Genomic DNA, 18,631 nt, shown 5'->3' on the forward strand with positions numbered 1-18,631 from the left:
GCAGTATTTTAAGGGCCGTGGGGGCGGGTAGTAACGATGTTGGATGGAAAATCGGCAACCGCTGGTGCAGCGGCCGGTGATATTGCAATTGTCGGGCTGGCGGTGGACGTCCCCGGTGCGGACAGTGCCGCAGCGTTCTGGCGCAACCTGCGCGACGGCATTGAATCAATCGACCGGCTGGACCGTGACACGCTGCTAGCCAATGGGGAACGCCCCACGGCGCTGGCCGACCCCAATTACGTGCCCGCGACCGCGCAATTGCCTGGGTTTGATCAATTCGACGCCGAGTTCTTTGGCTTCAGCCCCAAGGAAGCCGCCATCATGGACCCCCAGCACCGCAAGTTCCTGGAGGTGGCCTGGGCGGCGATGGAGAACGCGGCTCACCCGCCCGAGAGCATTCCCGGCCCGATCGGCGTTTACGCAGGCTGCGGTATGGGCAGCTACTTCTATTTCAACATCTGCTCCAATCCTGGTCTGGTCGATGATGTCGGCATGTTCCTGCTGCGCCACACCGGCAACGACAAGGATTTTCTGGCCACCCGTGTCAGCCATGTGTTCGACCTCAAGGGGCCATCCGTCAACGTGCAGACAGCCTGCTCTACGTCGCTTGTGGCGGTGCATTACGCCTGCAAGGCCCTGCGCGAGGGCGACTGCGACATGGCCCTGGCCGGTGGTGTGACCATCGAGCTGCCGCAGGGCCGTGGCTATCTTTACAAGGAAAATGAAATCCTCAGCCCCGATGGCCATTGCCACGCCTTCGACCACCGTGCGCAAGGGACGGTGTTCGGGTCCGGCGCCGGAGCGGTGGCGCTCCGGCGGCTGGAGGATGCCATGGCCGATGGCGACCACATCTGGGCCGTCATCAAAGGCTCCGCGATCAACAACGACGGCGCGGACAAGGCAGGCTATCTGGCCCCCTCGGTGGGGGGACAGTCGGCGGCGGTGCAGGCCGCGCTCCGGGCTGCGGGCACCCCGGCAGAGACCATCGGCTACGTCGAATGCCACGGCACCGGCACCTATCTGGGCGACCCGATCGAAGTCTCGGCCCTGACCGAAGCCCATCGCGCCGGCACGGAGGCGCGCGGCTACTGCCGCATCGGTTCGGTCAAGACCAACATCGGCCATCTGGACACCGCCGCCGGGGTTGCGAGCCTGACCAAGACGGCGCTGGCGCTGCGTCATGGGGAAATCCCGCCCTCGCTGGGCTATGAGGCACCGAACCCGGCAATTGATTTCGAAACCTCGCCGTTTCAGGTGAACGCAGCCCTGACCCCCTGGCCCCCGCACAAGGGCCCGCGGCGGGCCGGAGTCAACTCGCTCGGCGTCGGCGGCACCAACGCCCATGTGATCCTGGAGGAGGCCCCCGCCCGTGCCCCCTCAGAGGAAAGCGATTTCCCGTTTCAAGTCCTGTGCATCTCCGGCCAGACCAAGGCCGCGCTGGAGGCGAATGCGCTGGCGCTGGCTCAATATCTGGAGGCCACCCCCGAGGCGGACCTGGCCGACGTCGCTTTTACCCTGAAACACGGGCGACGCGGTTTTGCCAAGCGGCGGGTGCTGGTGGCCGAAACCCCGGCTGAGGCCGCGCACCTCCTGCGTGAAAACGATCCCCGCAAGATTTTTACCCACGACCGGTTGGGCGATGCGCCCGAGGTGGTCTTCATGTTCCCTGGCGGCGGAGCGCAGCATGCGGGCATGGCGCGCGATCTTTATGAGACAGAGCCAGTCTTTGCCGAATGGATGGACCGCGGGCTGGCGCACCTGCAAAACAGCCTCGACTATGACATCCGCACCATCTGGCTGCCCGAAGCGGGCGAAGAAGACGCCGCCAATGTGCGCTTGCAGCAACCCTCAGTGCAGCTGCCGCTGATCATGATCGTGGAGTATGCGCTGGCGCAGCTGTGGATCAGCTGGGGCGTGAAACCTGCCGCGCTTGTCGGCCATTCGATGGGCGAAAACACCGCGGCCTGCCTGGCGGGGGTGCTGTCGTTCGAGGACTGCATCGACCTGGTGCTGTTGCGTGGGCGGTTGTTTGACACGGTGCCCGCCGGCGGCATGCTGTCGATCGCGCTGCCGCTGGCAGAGGTTGAGGCGCTGATCGGGGACGATCTGGACATCGCCAGCGTCAACGGCCCCGCCCTCACCGCCGTGTCCGGCCCGCGGGCGGCGCTGGAACGGCTGGCTGCCGATCTGACCACGCGCGAGGTGGAGCATCAGCGCATTGCCATCGACATCGCCGCCCATTCGCGGATGCTGGATGGCATTCTGGATCAATACGGCGCGTTCCTGCGCGGCCTGAGCCTGTCGGCACCGCAGCTGCCGGTGATCTCCAATCGCAGCGGCGCGGAGCTGACGGCCGAACAGGCCACCAGCGCCGACTACTGGGTCGGGCAGCTGCGCAACACGGTGCGCTTTGGCGATTGCATAACCCGGTTGGCAAAGACACCCGGTCGGGTGTTCCTTGAGGTCGGCCCCGGCAAGGCGTTGAGCGCCTTGGCGCAGATGGCGCCCGATGTGAAGCCGGGCCAGGTGCTTAGCTCACTGCGCCACCCGGACCAACAGGTGATGGACGACGCCTACTTCTTTGGCGTTATCGGCCGTCTTTGGGCCTGCGGGGTAGAGGCCGACTGGCAACAGATCTGGGGCGAGGCCCGGCGCAACCGGCTGCCGCTGCCCGGCTATGCCTTTCAGCGCAGCCGCTATTTCATCGAACCAGGCCAGCCAGCCGAAACTGAGGAGCCGACCCCCGAGCGGCACGATGACCTGACAGAGTGGGGCTATCGCCCGGCCTGGCGGCCGCGGCTGGCAGATTGCGCCCTGGACGTGGCGCAGGACCTGGACCAGGAGCCACATCGCTGGCTGATCTTCGAGGACGACTGCGGCCAGGCTGCCTCCGCCGGGGCGCGGCTCGCGGCGGCAGGGCACAGCGTGATCCGCGTACGCGCCGGCGATACCTATGCCCGGCTGGCACCGGATCTGTTTGTGCTGCCACCGGAACAGGGCCGCAGCGCCTATGGTGCGCTGCTGACCGATCTGGCGGCCGAAGGCGAACTGCCTGACCGCATTGCGCATTTCTGGCTGGTGACGCGCGAAGAGACCTTCCGCCCCGGGTCCTCCTTCTTCGACCGGAATCTCGAAATGGGGTTTCATTCCCTGACCGCGCTGGCGCAGGAGCTGGGCAACATCGAGCTGCCCGCCGCGCTACATATCAGCGTTTTCACCACCGGGGCCGCACAGGTTCGCGATGAATCTCTGCCCTATCCGGAAAAGGCAATGATCGCGGGTCCGGTGGGGGTGATCCCGCGCGAGCTGCCAGGCCTCACCTGCGCTTGTGTGGACATCGAATTGTCGGCGCGGCCACAGCCCCGGCGGGGCCTTCGCAAAACAGCCAGTTCGGATACCACCGACCGGCTGCTGGAAGAGCTGATGGCAACGCCTGCCAATACCATTGCCGCCTGGCGCGGCAGCAAGCGCCTGGAGTTGGGATGGCGGTCGCAGGCGCTGGCGGAACCGCAGGCCGCGCCGTTCAGATCGAACGGGCATTACATGATCACCGGCGGCTATGGCGGCATCGGGCTGACCATTGCAGGCCATCTTATGCAGGCGCATGGCGCCAAGGTCACCTTGATCTCACGCGATGGGCTGCCACCGCGCGACAGTTGGGACCGGTATCTGTCCAGCCATAGCCCGGCCAACCGGACCGCCCGGCGTATCCGTGCCGTGATGGCGCTGGAGGCGGCGCAGGGCGGTCGGGTGCTGCCGCTGGCCGCTGACGTGTGCAACAGCGGTCAGCTGCTGGCCGCGCGCCAACAGGCCGAGGCAGAGAACGGCCCGTTGACCGGCGTCATCCACGCGGCAGGGGTCATTGATGACGGCCCGCTGCTGGCCAAGGACGAAGACGCACTCTCACGGGTGCTGGCCCCCAAGGTCAGTGGCCTGCGGGCACTCGATACGGTCTTCCCTGATGGCAGCCTGGAGGTGATGCTGTTGTTCTCATCTTCCTCCACTGCGACACGGCCCGCAGGGCAAGTGGATTACATTGCCGCCAATGAATACCTGAATGCCTGGGCGCGCCACCGTGCCGGCGGCCAGACACGTGTCGTTGCGGTGGATTGGGGGGTCTGGGCAGACACCGGCATGGCGGCTGGCGCGATCGAGGCTCGCACGGCGGCTGCGGGCGCCAGCCCTGCCGAACCCTGCGCACAGCCGCTGCTGCAACACAGGGCCTTTGATGGCGCGGGCAACCGGATCTTCCTTCCCACATTCAACACCGACCACTGGCTGCTGGACGAACACCGCACGGCGGATGGCACCGCGCTGTTGCCGGGGACCGGATACGTGGAAATCGCCGCCGAAGTCATACGGGAACTGGGCTGCACGACGGGGTTTGAAATCCGCGATCTGTACTTCCTGCGCCCGCTGGTGGTGCCAGATGACCAACCGCAAAAAGCACTGATTAAGGTCGAAGCCAACGAAAATGGTTATGAACTGCTTGTCTACTCTAATTGTTCCGAGGGTTACCATCTGAACAGTCAGGCATTGCTGGCCTTTGCGGCGGCGACAGAATGTCCCGCCGCGCTCAACCTGTCCGACATCCTCTCCCGCTGTCCAAACCAACAGTCTCCGCAAGACGGGCGGCTGCGCTCGCCGCAGGAAGCGCACCTGCGGTTCGGACCGCGGTGGCATGTGCTACACTCCGCCGCACTTGGTGCTGCGGAAGGTCTGGCCCATCTGAGCCTGCCATGGCAGGCGCAGGACGACAACACCCTGCTGCATCCCGGCCTGCTGGATCTGGCAACCGGCTGGGCGATGGAGCTGATCCCCGGCTATCGGGCCGATGCGCTGTGGGTGCCTGTTTCCTACAAGCGGATCCACATCCATGCGCCCCTGGGCCATGAGGTGTACAGCCACGTGAGGCTGCACGACGCCCACGAGCGCGGCACAGCTGCCTTTGATGTCACCCTGACCGATCCTGATGGCACCGTGCTGGCAGAGATCGAAAGCTTTCGAATGCAGCGGCTGCCCGGCGGCTTTGAGGCCACAGCAGCAAACGGCCCGCCGGATGCAACGGCCGAACAGCTGTCTCTGGCGCCTGCACGCAGCGCGCCGTCGCTCTCGCCCGAAGAGCGGCAGCTGCATCTGAACGTTGCCAACGGAATCCGCGCGGACGAAGGCGGCGCCGCGCTGGAGCGCGCGCTGGCCTGCGCCATGGCACAGGATCTGCCGCAGCTGGTGGTCTCTTCGCTGGATCTGCCGGGGCTGATCGCACAGGCAAACCGCCCCGCCTCGGCCACGGTCCAAGATGCGCAAAGTTTCGAACGCCCGCAGCTCGACACCGATTTCGTCGCCCCCCGTAACCCCGTGGAACAGCATCTGGCGGAACTGTTCGCCGCGCTACTGGGGGTGTCGCAGGTGGGGATCGAAGACAGTTTCTTCGATCTTGGCGGCCACTCATTGATTGCGGTGCGGCTGTTTGCGCAGATCAAAAGACGCTTTGAGGTGGAGTTCCCACTCTCGGTTCTGTTCGAGGCCCCCAGCGTTGCCGCGTTGGCGCAGCGCATCATCGAGCGCAACGGCGGTGGTATCACCACAGACCCCGCAACCAGCCCGCGAGAGGCCACCGAACAGCCGCGGTACACCCATCTGGTGCAGCTGCATCCCGGCGATGGCACCGGACGGCGTCCGTTTTTTCTGGTGGCGGGCATGTTCGGCAATGTGTTGAACCTGCGCCACCTGGCGCTGCTGGTGGGCCGCGACCGTCCTGTCTACGGCCTGCAGGCGAAGGGACTGGTCGGGGATGACACCCCGCACGACCGGATCGAAGACGCCGCGCGCAGCTGCCTTGCGGAGATCCGCCAGATCCAGCCAGACGGCCCCTATCTGCTGGGTGGGTTCTCTGGTGGAGGCATCACCGCCTATGAAATGGCGCAGCAGCTGAAAGCCGAAGGACAGGACACCGCTGCGCTGATCCTTCTGGACACGCCGCTGCCGGTTCGCCCATCTCTGACGCCGCGGGACAAGGCACTGATAAAGCTGACGGAGCTGCGCCAAAAGGGGCCGGGCTTCCTGCTGGAGTGGGCCCGCAACCGACTTGCCTGGGAAGTGACGAAGCGCCGGGCCAAACCGGTCCAGAGCGGCGCGATACCCGAATTCAACAACCGTCAGATCGAACTGGCCTTTCGCGCGGCGGTGGAAACCTATGGGCTGCGCGGCTGGGACGGACCAATGACCCTGTTCCGCCCGCCGCTGGACCGCAAATGGCAGGTCACTGGCGGTCAGTGGGTCAGCGCCAAGCGCGAGTACGTGTTCGCCGACAACGACTGGACCCGCTGGGCGCCCGCGGTTGAGGTTACTGAAGTGCCCGGCGATCACGACAGTATGGTGCTGGTGCCCAATGTCAGCGTGTTGGCAGCGGAGGTCAAAGCGCGGCTGGATGCCGCTGATGCATGGGGGGCGCGCGGCCCCGCCGCCGCCGTGCCCACCCGGCCCGCCTCCGGCCAGTCACAGGCGGCGAAGTGATGATGGCAGACCGCGGACGCATCCTCACCATCCTGTTGAACTACCGCACGCCGGAGATGACCCTGCGCGCGGCCGAGGCGGCCTTGGCCGAGATCCGCCAGCTGCCGGGTGAGCTGCTTATCATCGACAATGGCTCTGATGACGGGTCCTTTGAACAGATCAGCGCGGCGGCACAGGATCGCGGCTGGTTGGCGGACGGCAAGCTGCGGCTGCTGGCCTCGCCGGTCAACGGCGGCTTTGGCGCGGGCATGAACATCGGTTTTCAGGCCGGTCTAGGGGATGGCACGGCACCGGATTTCTATTACCTGCTAAACTCGGATGCCTTTGTGCAGGGTGATACCATCCGGCGCCTGCGCGACTTTCTGCAAACGTCTCCCGGTGCCGGGTTGGTGGGCTCTTATGTGCAGGGCACCGATGGCACCCCGCACCGCACCGCTTTTCGCTTTCCCTCTGTCGCCGGGGAATTCGAGGCCAGCGTCTGCACCGGCGTCATCACCCGGTTGCTGCGCCCCTGGGTGGTGGCGATGGAGATACCGCAGCAGGAGACGCAGGTGGACTGGACCGCTGGCGCCAGCCTGATGATCCGCCGCGAGGTGATCGAGGAGATCGGCGGCTTTGACGAGCGATTTTTTCTCTATTTCGAGGAAACTGACTTGTGCCACCGCGCCGCCCGCGCGGGCTGGCGAACCCATTACCTGCCCGCCAGCCGGGTCGAGCACGTCGGATCCGCGTCAACCGGGATGAAGGGCTGGCAGCGCACCCCCGGCTACTGGTTCGACTCGCGGCGGCATTATTTCATTAAGACCCACGGACGCAGCTATGCGCTGATGGCCACATTGGCACAGGCGGCGGGGCGAAGCCTCTATGCGCTGCGCTGTCTGCTCAGCGGCCGCAAACGCCCCGGCCCGCCGCATTTTCTGCGCGATCTCTTGCGCCATGAGATGCGCGCCTGGCTGCGTCCTGCCGCAGCCACCCCGGAAACGCGCCAGACCTCTCCGCTTGTGAAGGAGCCGAAATGACCCCTTTTTCCACTGTTGTCATTGGCAATGAGTCGCTGTTGATCGGCTGCGCCGACGCGCTGTTGGCGCGCGGTCACCGGATCGAAGCGGTGGTCTCGCAAGATCGCGACATCCGTCGCTGGGCCACGGACAAGGCGCTGACGCTGCTGGACCGCCCGCAGGACATCCCTGTCGGCTACGACTGGCTGCTGTCGATTGCAAACCTGACGATGCTGCCCGACGCCGTGCTGGCCGGGGCTGCGCGCGGCGCGGTGAATTTTCACGACGGGCCGCTGCCCGCCTATGCCGGCCTTAACACGCCGAACTGGGCATTGATAAACGGTGAGCCTCGGCACGGCATCACCTGGCACCTGATGACCCGCGGCGCGGACGAGGGGGACATCCTCTCCCAGCGGATGTTCGATGTGGCCGACGATGAGACCGCCTTCAGCCTCAACTCAAAATGCTACGCCGCTGCTATGGACAGTTTCCCCGAGGTGCTGGCGCAGCTGGAAAGCGGGACGCTGAACCGTCAGCCGCAGGATTTGTCCGGGCGGCGGTATTTCGCGCGCGCCGACCGACCCGCGGCGGGCGGGCTGCTGGATTTCACCCGCCCCGCCACTGAACTGGCACGGCTGGTGCGCGCTTTGGACACTGGCGGCTATTGGAACCCGATGTGCGCCGCCAAGCTGCGTGTGGCGGATCAGCTGGTTCTGGCGGGCGCCGCCCAGCTGGCCGAGGGCACAGCCGCGCCGGGAACAGTGCTGGACGTCAGCCCGGACAGCCTGTGTGTCGCCACGGGCAAGGGCGCTCTGCACCTGTCGCAGCTGACCACGCCCACAGGGCTTGCGATCAACATCAGCACCCTGTGCACGGCCGGCAGCACCCTGCCGGGCGTCGCCGCGGACGAGGCCGCCCGGGTCACCGCCGCACTGGCCGCCACCCAGCCGGGCGAGAGCCATTGGCGACGGCGGCTGGCCGCGATGCGGCCGGTGCAGCTGCCGCTGACCACGGCCACTGGCGTGACCGGCACCATCAGCCGCAGCCTCCGACTTCCGGCCGGGGTCGACGACACGACCGCCGCTGCTGCGGTGCTGGCCTGGGCCCTGCTCTGCACCGCAGAGGATCGCGGCGACGTCGCATTGGCCACCAGCGCGAGGACGGCAGCGGCAGGGTTCATCTCTGACTGGGTGCCGATACAGGCGCGCCGCGAGGAACCCGTCCAGTCGCTTCTGGAACGAACGAAGCAAGAGATTGCAACGGCGCAGGAATACGGCGGTTTCGCCAGCGACCTGATTGCCCGCGCGCCCGAGCTCACAGCGCAGCCGATGCCCGCTGTCGGCCTGTCACTGGCAGGCAATGCGCCGCTGACGGGCTGTACCGTGGCGGCCACGCTTTCGGGCGGCGAAGTGGTGCTGCATTGCGACGCCAGCCAGCTGGACGCGCGCGCCGCTGACCTGCTGACCGCGCGGCTGGAGCTGCTGTTGTCGGCCCTCGCCGCGGGGGCCGAAGGTCCGGTGGCTTCGCTCCCCGTGCTGCCCGATGCCGAACGCGCGACACTGCTGGAGGACTGGAACCAGACCGCCACCGACTATGACTCCTCGCAGACCTTGCACGCGGCATTCGAAGCGCAGGTCCTCAGGACTCCGGAGGCCACCGCGCTGATCTTTGAGGACCAGAATTTCACCTACGCCGAGGTCGACGCCCGCGCCAATGCCATAGCTGCCCGGCTGCGCAGCATGGGGGTGCAGCCCGGCGCGCATGTGGGCGTCCACATCCGCCGCAGCGCCGAGCTGGTCTTTGCAGCACTGGGAGTGCTGAAGGCAGGCGCGGCCTATGTGCCGCTGGACCCGGCCTATCCTGCGGACCGCATCGCCCATTTCATCCGCGACAGCCAGGCGCAGGTGATCGTGACCCAAGCCGCGCTGACTGCCAGCCTGCCTGCGTCGGACGCAAAGGTACTGGAGGTCGAGCATGTTGCTGATGCGGTAGCGGAGGCCGTCGACAGCGGCGCGACGGGCAGCGATCTGGCCTACCTGATCTATACCTCCGGCTCCACCGGCACGCCCAAGGGGGTGATGGTTACCCATGCCAATGTGGCAAATTTCTTTGCCGGGATGGACCAGCGCATCCCGCACCACCCCGGCGACACCTGGCTGGCAGTGACCAGCCTCAGCTTCGACATCTCGGTGCTGGAGCTGTTCTGGACCCTGTCGCGCGGGCTAAAACTGGTACTGTCCAGCGACGAAAGTCGGCTGGAGCTGTCGCGTGGCCCCGTGGCCCTGTCTGACCGCAGGATGGAGTTCAACCTGTTCTACTGGGGCAACGACGACGGGCCGGGACCGCAAAAATACAAGCTGCTGCTGGAGGGGGCCAAATTCGCCGACCAGAACGGATTCAACGCGGTCTGGACGCCGGAGCGGCATTTCCACGCCTTTGGCGGCCCCTACCCCAACCCTGCGGTCACCGGCGCGGCGGTGGCGGCGGTGACGCAGACCATCGGCGTGCGCGGCGGCTCCTGCGTGGCACCGCTGCACCACCCGGCGCGCATTGCCGAAGAATGGGCGGTGATCGACAACCTGACGGCAGGGCGCGCAGGCATCGGCTTTGCCTCTGGCTGGCAGCCGGATGATTTCATCCTGCGCCCCGAAAACACCCCGCCCGCCAACAAGACCGCGCTGTTTGAGGCCATTGAAACGGTGCGCAAACTGTGGCGCGGCGAGGAGGTCGCCTTTGCCCGCAAGGACGGCAGCGAACATGCCGTGATCACCCAGCCACGGCCGGTGTCGGCCGAGCTGCCGGTCTGGGTCACCACCGCAGGCAACCCCGAGACCTGGCGCGAGGCCGGGGCGATCGGGGCCAATGTGCTGACCCACCTCTTGGGCCAGAGCATCGACGAGGTCGCGGGCAAGATCCGCATCTATCACGACGCCCTGCGCGCGGCAGGCCACGATCCGGCGGACTTCAAGGTCACGCTGATGCTGCACAGCTATCTGGCGGAGACCCGAGAGCAGGCCCGCCAGGTGGCGCGCGAGCCGATGAAGGAGTACCTGCGCTCCGCCGCCGGGCTGATCAAGCAATACGCCTGGGCCTTCCCCGCCTTCAAACGCCCCGCAGGCGTGAACAATCCGTTCGAGATGGACCTTGGATCCCTATCGGAGACGGAGATGGAAGCGATCCTCGACTTTGCCTTTGAGCGGTACTTCGAGGATTCAGGCCTGTTTGGAACAGTTCAGGACGCCTGCTTGCGGGTCGAGGCGCTGAAGCGCATCGGCGTGGATGAAATCGCCTGCCTGATTGACTACGGCATCGCCCCCGATGTGGTGCTGGAGGGGCTGAAGCCACTGGCCGAAGTGCTCCGTCGCAGCAACGCGCCACAGAAGCTGGCGGCGGATGATTTCTCCTTGGCGGCGCAGATCGTGCGACACGGTGTGACCCATTTGCAGTGCACCCCCTCGATGGCGCGCATGATCGCCGCGGACCAGGACGCCAGCCCGTGCCTTGCGCGCCTGAAGCACCTGCTGGTCGGCGGCGAAGCCCTGCCCGGCGATCTGGTGCAGGCGCTGCAATCCGCCACCGGTGCCACGCTGCACAACATGTACGGGCCGACCGAGACCACGATCTGGTCCACCGTCAGCCGCGTGGATGCCGTATCGCAGGGCACCGCCAGCATCGGCACCCCGATCGTCAACACCCAGGTCTATGTGCTGGACGCAAACCAGCAGCCGGTGCCGTTGGGGGTGGCCGGTGAGCTGTACATCGGCGGCGATGGCGTCACCGCGGGCTACTGGCAGCGCGACGAGCTGACCGCAGAGCGGTTCGTCAACGCGGCGTTTGCCAAGGGCCGCCTCTATCGCACCGGCGATCTGGTGCGCTGGACCTCGGACGGACAGCTGGCCTTTCTCGGGCGGACCGATCATCAGATCAAAATCCGCGGCCAGCGGATTGAACTGGGCGAAATCGAAGCGGCGCTGGCCGACCAGCCCGGCGTGACTGGCGCCGTGGTGGTGCCTCGCGGCAGGGACGGCGGCGAACAGTTGATCGGCTATGTCACCGCGGCCCGGCCCGTCAACGAGGCCAACCTGAAGCAGGCCCTGGCCGCGCGCCTGGCAGAGACCATGGTGCCCGCCCATATCGTCACGCTGGAGGCTTTCCCGCTGACACCCAACAAGAAAATCGACCGCAAGGCGTTGCCAGATCCGAAACCCGCGCAACCGCAATCGAGCGCGGCGGCGGTGCTGAGCGATGGGATGCAGGCGCAGATTGCGGCCATCTGGAGCCGGCTGCTGGGTGTTGCAAACATCGGTGCCGGAGACAATTTCTTTGCCCTTGGCGGCCATTCTCTGCTGGCGGTGCAGGCGCACCGGGAGCTGCGCGACACGCTGGGTCTTACGTCTCTGTCGATCACCGACATCTTCCGCTTTCCCACCCTGTCCGGGTTGGCGACCCATCTGCAAGGGGTTGCAAGCGGCGCGCCGAGCCATGAAAACCAACCGCAGACCAGCCCCGCCACACCGGACCGCAGCGACACCATGTCGAAACGCCGGGCAATGCGGGCGAACCGCAGGACAAGGGCCGGATGACGCAAGGCACGACCACATTGGCAGACCGGTTGGCGTTGGTCCGGCCGCTTTTTGCAGAAACTGTGGCGCTGGCGGGCGCGGACCCGCTGGACAGCCCGCCGCCGCCCCTGCCCGAAGAGGCCACGTGCCTGTCTCCCAATGCGGTGGCCAAGCGGCGCCGTGAGTTCGCCGCAGGCCGCTGCGCGGTGCATCAGGCAATGCGGCATCTAGGGGTTGCACCGCAACCGGTGCCGGTGGGCGCCGACCGCGCGCCGGTCTGGCCGCAGGGGCTGGTGGGCTCGATCAGCCACACCCGCAGCTGCGCCATGGCGGTGCTCGCCCACAGCGATGCGGTGCAGGGGCTGGGCATCGACCTAGAGGAAGACACGCCACTGAAGGACGATTTGCTGCCCGCGATCTGCACACCCAAGGAGCGCGACTGGCTGCGCCAGCAGGACACTCCGGGACAGCTGGCCAAGCTGATCTTCTCGGCCAAGGAAGCGGCCTACAAGGCGCAATATACGCTGAGCCGAACGTTTTACGGGTTTGATGGTATGGAACTTGATATTGATCTGCCTGCGGGCAGCTACCGGGCGATTTTCACTACCGACAGGCCACCCTTCGCGCGAGGTTCGGCCGTGAGCGGGCGCTTTGTCATCGGCGCCGGTCTGATTGTGACCACGGCCGAAATCCGGGCGTCGGCATGATGGCGCGGCGCGGATTTCTGGCCCTGTCGGCGGCCATCGCAACACTGGGACTGGCCGCCTTTGTCACCCGCAGCCGACCGGTGCCGCTGCCGCCACCGCTGACTGCACCTGACGGGCCGCTCAATGTCTTTCACCTGGGCCATTCGCTGGTCGGGCCGGACATGCCGCATATGTTGGCACAGCTGGCCCCTGACGGGCACAGCTATCACAGCCAGCTCGGTTCCGGCACCTCGCTGCGCGGCCATTGGGAACCAGACGAGCCGATCCTCGACTTTGAAGTTGCTAATCAGGCACCGGCCTACCGCGACGCGCGCGACGCCGTGGGGTCTGGCGATTACGATGCCGTCGTGCTGACAGAGATGGTCGAGCTGCGCGATGCGCTCAAGTATTTTGATGCGGCCAGGTATTTCGGGCAATGGGCCGGGCTGGCGCAGGCGGCCTCGCCCGCACCGCAGCTGTACCTGTATGAAACATGGCATAAACTGGACGACCCAGCCGGTTGGCTGAAACGGATCGACGACGACCTGGAGCCGCTGTGGATCCGCGGGCTGACCGGGCCGCACAGCCGCCGCAACCCTCACCAACCAGTTTATCTGATCCCCGGTGGGCAGGCACTGGCGGCTGTCACCCGCGCCGCCGAGGCAGGTGGCATCACCGGGCTCACCTCTCGCGAAGACCTGTTTGCCCGCAGCATAGACGGGGCGCTGGACCCCATCCATATCAACGACCTCGGAAGCTATGTAGTGGCGTTGACCCATTACGCGGTGCTGTATCAGCGCAGCCCCGAAGGACTGCCGCACCAACTGACCCGCGCCGATGGCAGCGCGGCACAGGCACTGCCCATGGACGCGGCGCGTAGGGTTCAACAGATCGTCTGGCAGGTCGTCACCGCCCTGCCCCGCACGGGCCTCACCGCAGCGGAGCACGACACATGACGCTGGGGGGGCTGATTTCGACCGTGGTGATGATTGGTCATTCGCTGTTCGGGCCGGACAACCCGCCGATGCTGGAGCAGCTGCTGGCAGCGGGCGATCGCGCCGCCACGGTGGAGGCACAGATCATCAACGGCGCACCATTGAGCTACAACTGGCAGCACAGCAGCGATGGCGAGGGCGTGGATGCGCGCGCCCGGCTGAAAACCGCCGCCGACGCGGTGATCGTGACAGAGGCCATTCCGTTGGCCAACCACCTCAAATGGAGCAATACCGAAGGCGCGGTTACCCAATTCTATGAACTGGCCAGGACGGCAAACCCGGAGGTGGATTTCTACCTGCAGGAGACCTGGCACAGTCTCAACAGTGGCACCGGTACTGCTGTGCCGTTCGACGAGGGGGCCGATGTGCCGTGGCGGCAGCGGTTGCGTGAGGATTTGTCACGCTGGCAGGGCGTGGTGGATGCCGTCAACGCCAAGACCGGCGGCACTGTTCGGCTGCTGCCTGCGGGACAGGCAATGGCGCGGTTGGACGATGCCATCCGGGCCGGCACCGTGCCGGGGCTGGTCAGTATCCACGACGTCTTTGCCGATGACATCCACCCCAACGCCACGGGTTTCTACTTCCTGGCGCTGCTGCAGTATGCGGTGCTGACCGGCGAGCCCCCCAGCGGCCTGCCGCATCAGCTGAAGGACCGCTGGGGCAAACCCTACCCGGCGCCTTCGGCGGCGCTGGCCGCCAGGCTGCAGGACATCGCCTGGGCCGCGGCGCAGGGCTCCACTGTGCGCACCGCCGCGCTGCCGACCGAGCCATCCGCCCTGCCGCAAGATCCGGCGCTGCCCAGGCTCAACACCGCGAGGGCAACCCCTGCGGCTGCCTCCTCCCGCAAGGCTGAGCGCCAACCGCTCGCGGTCACTCTGGCGGGGGTTTCGGACTGGAGCACCCAGGCACCGTTCCTCGACCATTTCAAGACCGCCCGCCCCTGGATCGGCCACCTGCCCGGACAATGGGGCGGGGTCACCCATGCGGACTTGCAGGCCGCAGGATATCTGGACGACAATGGCTGGCCCACCGCCATCCCGCCCGAACTGGGCTCTATCGCGACCGTGATCCTGACCGATCTGCCAGAGCAGGCACGCTCGCTGGCCGGACGATACGTGCTGCGGTTCGAGGGTCAGGGCATCGTCGAGGTTTCTGGCCGCGCGAGCAATGTTCGCTATGGCAAGGGGGAGGTCCGGTTCGATTTCACCCCCGGACCCGGCCCGGTGTCGATCCTGATCCAGCGTACCGGTCGAGACGGCGACCACGTGCGCAACATTACTGTCGTCAAGGAAGAACACCTGGCCGCACATGAAGGCGGTGCGCTGTTTAACCCGCTGTGGCTGGACCGGCTGGACGGGTTTTCGGTGCTGCGGATGATGAACTGGATGGCCACCAACGATTCAGAACAGACCGGCTGGGAGGAGCGCCCCCGGCCGCAGGATTATACCTGGGCGCGCCACGGCGTCCCGGTCGAGGTGATGCTGGCCCTCGCCAACACGCTGGGGGCCGATCCCTGGTTCTCGATGCCGCATATGGCCGACGACAGCTACGTGCGCCAGTTCGCGCGGCAGGTGGACAAGGGCCTGGACGAAGATCTGCGCACCTACGTCGAGTATTCGAACGAGGTCTGGAACTGGCAGTTCCAACAGGCCGTCTGGGCCGACGCGCAGGCCAAGGCGCGCTGGGGCGGCGAGAACCTGTGGATGCAGTTCTACGGTGGTCGCGCAGCTGAAGTGGCGCAAATCTGGAGCGAGGTTTTCGGGGACGCTTCCGATCGGCTGGTGCGGGTCATCGCGACCCAAACTGGCTGGTTGGGGCTGGAGGAACAGCTGCTGACGGCACCGCTGTGGCAGGCGGAACAACCTGCGGGCAAACCGCCCGCGGCCTATTTCGACGCCTATGCGGTGACCGGTTATTTCGGCGGCATCCTGGGCACCCGCGACCGCGTGGGGGAACTGCGCGCCTGGATTGCCGACAGCCGCGCCCAAGCCCGCGCCATTGCCGCCGCGCGCGGGTTGACGGGGGCGGCCGCAACCCAATTTGTGGCAGAGCATCAGTATGACGCAGCCAGCGCCCAAGCTGGGGCAGAACTGCGTGACGGCCTGATTTCAGGCGATGCCAGCGACACGCTATCGGACCTTCTGGGGCGCGTGCTGCCCTATCACGCGCGGGTAGCCGACCAGCACGGGCTGGAGCTGATCATGTACGAAGGCGGCAGCCATGTGGTCGGAAACGGCTTGGTGGTGGATGATCCCGAGCTGACGGCCTTTTTCACCCATTTCAACTACACCGAAGAAATGGGCGCGCTCTACCGCGACCTGCTGCAGGGCTGGGCTGCGGTTGGGGGAACGCTGTTCAACGTCTTCGTCGATGTCAGCGCGCCGGGAAAATGGGGCAGCTGGGGCGCGCTGCGCACGCTCAGCGACAGCAACCCACGCTGGGATGCGGTGGAGGCCGTCAAGTGACCCCGCAGGTTTCTGTATTGATCCCGGCCCATGACGAAGCCGCCTATATCGGGGACTGCCTCGCTGCGGTCTTTGCCTCGGACCCGTTGCCCGCGGACATGCGGGCGGAGGTTCTGGTGCTGGCAAACGGCTGCGCAGACGACACCGCGGCGCGGGCGCGGGCGGTGGTTTCCCCTACCCGCTGGCATTTGCGGGTGCTGGAGCAACCTGAGGGCGGCAAGCTGGCCGCGTTGAATGCGGGCGACGCGGTGGCCTGCGGCGGTGTACTGATCTATCTGGATGCAGACGTCACCGTCTCGCCGCAGCTGATCCCACAGCTGGTGGCGGCGCTTGGCACCAGCACGGGGGTTAGCAAACCACGCTATGCCAGCGGCTGCCCACAGGTGCCGCGGGCCCGCAGCGCGGTGACCCGCGCCTATGCGCGGTTCTGGACGCAACTGCCGTTCTTCACCCGCGGTGTGCCCGGCTTCGGCGTGTTTGCCATGAACCGCGCCGGGCGCCAGCGGTGGAAAGACTGGCCGGACATCATCGCTGATGACATGTTCGCGCGGCTCAACTTTTCGCCAGACGAACGCCAGCGGGTCTGCGCCGACTACTGCTGGCCGATGGTCGAGGGCTTTCGCAATCTGGTCCGTGTGCGGCGGCGGCAGAACGCAGGCGTGGCCGAGATCACGGCGCACTATCCAGACCTGGCCGCGCGGGACGACAAGCAGCCCCCCGCGCCGGCGTGGATGCTGCGGCAACTGGTCAGGGATCCGGCAGGGTTCCTCGTCTACGGGCTGGTCACGTTGGCGGTAAAGACGCCCCTGTTTGCCTCAGGCGCGCGCTGGACTCGCGGTCGCTGACCGGGGGGTGCCACCCGCCAGAGGGGCTCCCGCACGCAGGGTGGGCTGGCGGCGCCAGCGCCCCCTGGCAGGTTTGGGCGTGGAGCATTTTCAGATGCGCCGACGACGGGCGGGAGCGGATCGCGCGGCGGCGCGGTCTGTCGCTAGCGGTTGATCACTGCGCGAAAATGCGCGGCCAGCCGGGCAGCCTCGGTCGCATGATCGTGGCGCGCCAGCACCCGTGCACGCCCCGCCTGCCCCATCGCCGTGCGCTGGTCCGGTGCAGTTCGGTCGAGATCCCGCACTGCCGCTGCCAGCGCCGAAGCATCGCCCGCTGGCACCAGCCACCCGGTCTCCCCCGGCACCACCAACTCTGGCGTACCGGCAATATAGGTGGCGATCACCGGTCGGGCCGTAGCCATGGCTTCCATCACAACCATCGGCAGACCTTCGGCAAAGGAGGGCATCACCAACGCATGGGCCTGTGCCAGTTCGGCGCGCACGCCCTCCTCCGACAGCCAGCCTGTCAGGGTCACATGCGATTGCAGACCGTGCGCGGCGATCGCAGCCTCCAGCGCCGGGCGCATCTCACCGTCGCCAATAAGCGCCAGATGCAGGCCCGGAATCTCCGCAACCAGCTCTGCCATGGCGCGGACCAGCACCATCTGGCCTTTCTGCTCGACGAAGCGGCCAATCGCGGCCAGCCGCAGCGGCCCCTGCGGCAACGGGGCGGGATCGGCAAAGCGTTCAGGCTCAATGCCGCAGTGAACCACTTTGAGGCTGTCCCACCGTCCGACATCAGCCCAACGGCTCAGCTGGCTTTTGCCAAAGCTGCTGACCGCCACGGCAAACGCCGCGCGGTTGATCTTTTCGCCGAGTGAGAGCGCATGGGGCGCATCGAATTCTTCCGGCCCGTGGGCGGTGAAACTGTAACTGGCCCCACCAAGCGCCCGCGCCAGCAGCGCCACCGCTGCGGCGTTGGTGCCGAAGTGCGCGTGCATGTGCTGCACGCCCTCCGCCGTGCAGCGCTGTTTTACATTGGCGGCCTCAGCCAGGTAGATCAGGTGCCGCACCAGCCCCCGATCCGAGGCGCGCGCCAGTTTCACAGCCAGCCGCGCCGCGCGGCAAAACTCTCGTGGCGCACAGGCCAGTTGTCGCGCCAACGCCGCCAGCAGCCGCGCGGGGCCGGCCTTCAGCACGTATTCGGTCCGGGCGGCCTCAGCCTGGTCGCCGGGATCCACCAGCGGCACTGCGGCGGGCCGCATGGCAAGGCGCAGCACCTCGACGCCCTGCGCTTCCAGCGCGTGCAGTTCACGACGGATGAAGCTGTGCGAGGGCTGCGGATAGGTGTTCAGGACATAGGCAATTTTCAACGCAGCGCTTCCCGGCAGATCAGTGGCTGGCGAAACAGTAGACGCGCCGGCCCCGCTTGCCCAGCGCCAGCGCCCGCTTGTTCTGACACCGTGGAGAATGCGGCACAGCCGCCCGAATTGTCACAGTATTTCAAAGTGCTGCCCCGCAATGCGCCACGGGGAAGCCGTGGCGATTGACGGCACCGGCGCAGCTGCCTAGCCTGCAGCACTGG

At 66.6% G+C, this 18,631-nt stretch carries 8 protein-coding genes; 7 read left to right on the top strand and 1 reads right to left on the bottom strand.

Features of this window, described 5'->3' with window-relative positions:
- The first annotated feature begins 36 nt into the window (after positions 1-36).
- The 7 genes from AC0IPL_RS16115 to AC0IPL_RS16145 are packed head-to-tail and all read left to right on the top strand — an operon-like array spanning position 37 to position 17,067.
- Complete coding sequence (locus tag AC0IPL_RS16115) at positions 37-6,516, top strand: type I polyketide synthase (protein ID WP_474275613.1); 6,480 nt, start codon at positions 37-39, stop codon at positions 6,514-6,516.
- A complete protein-coding gene (locus tag AC0IPL_RS16120; protein ID WP_474275616.1) occupies positions 6,516-7,535 on the top strand; it encodes a glycosyltransferase family 2 protein in 1,020 nt (339 codons plus the stop codon). Before AC0IPL_RS16115 ends, AC0IPL_RS16120 begins: the two co-directional genes overlap by 1 nt.
- Positions 7,532-12,097, top strand: a complete 4,566-nt coding sequence (locus AC0IPL_RS16125; protein WP_474275618.1) for a MupA/Atu3671 family FMN-dependent luciferase-like monooxygenase — start codon at positions 7,532-7,534, stop codon at positions 12,095-12,097. The genes AC0IPL_RS16120 and AC0IPL_RS16125 overlap by 4 nt, the downstream gene beginning before the upstream one ends.
- A complete protein-coding gene (locus AC0IPL_RS16130) occupies positions 12,094-12,783 on the top strand; it encodes a 4'-phosphopantetheinyl transferase family protein (RefSeq protein ID WP_474275621.1) in 690 nt (229 codons plus the stop codon). The genes AC0IPL_RS16125 and AC0IPL_RS16130 overlap by 4 nt, the downstream gene beginning before the upstream one ends.
- A complete protein-coding gene (locus tag AC0IPL_RS16135; RefSeq protein ID WP_474275622.1) occupies positions 12,780-13,718 on the top strand; it encodes a hypothetical protein in 939 nt (312 codons plus the stop codon). The genes AC0IPL_RS16130 and AC0IPL_RS16135 overlap by 4 nt, the downstream gene beginning before the upstream one ends.
- On the top strand, positions 13,715-16,222 hold the full coding sequence (locus tag AC0IPL_RS16140) for a hypothetical protein (protein WP_474275624.1): 2,508 nt from the start codon (positions 13,715-13,717) through the stop codon (positions 16,220-16,222). The genes AC0IPL_RS16135 and AC0IPL_RS16140 overlap by 4 nt, the downstream gene beginning before the upstream one ends.
- A complete protein-coding gene (locus AC0IPL_RS16145; RefSeq protein ID WP_474275627.1) occupies positions 16,219-17,067 on the top strand; it encodes a glycosyltransferase family 2 protein in 849 nt (282 codons plus the stop codon). Before AC0IPL_RS16140 ends, AC0IPL_RS16145 begins: the two co-directional genes overlap by 4 nt.
- A gap of 143 nt (positions 17,068-17,210) precedes the next feature.
- On the opposite strand, the gene AC0IPL_RS16150 is transcribed toward AC0IPL_RS16145, so the two are convergent.
- Positions 17,211-18,419: a glycosyltransferase gene (locus tag AC0IPL_RS16150; RefSeq protein ID WP_474275629.1), complete on the bottom strand. Its 1,209-nt coding sequence runs from the start codon at positions 18,417-18,419 to the stop codon at positions 17,211-17,213.
- Between the last annotated feature and the right edge of the window lie 212 nt (positions 18,420-18,631).

Source organism: Leisingera sp. SA32 (assembly GCF_056033425.1).

Bases quoted from the DNA above. Each gene is read 5' to 3' on its own strand.
- AC0IPL_RS16120 (WP_474275616.1), top strand. From the start codon at position 6,516: ATGATGGCAGACCGCGGACGCATCCTCACCATCCTGTTGAACTACCGC.
- AC0IPL_RS16135 (WP_474275622.1), top strand. From the start codon at position 12,780: ATGATGGCGCGGCGCGGATTTCTGGCCCTGTCGGCGGCCATCGCAACA.
- AC0IPL_RS16140 (WP_474275624.1), top strand. From the start codon at position 13,715: ATGACGCTGGGGGGGCTGATTTCGACCGTGGTGATGATTGGTCATTCG.
- AC0IPL_RS16125 (WP_474275618.1), top strand. From the start codon at position 7,532: ATGACCCCTTTTTCCACTGTTGTCATTGGCAATGAGTCGCTGTTGATC.
- AC0IPL_RS16130 (WP_474275621.1), top strand. From the start codon at position 12,094: ATGACGCAAGGCACGACCACATTGGCAGACCGGTTGGCGTTGGTCCGG.
- AC0IPL_RS16115 (WP_474275613.1), top strand. From the start codon at position 37: ATGTTGGATGGAAAATCGGCAACCGCTGGTGCAGCGGCCGGTGATATT.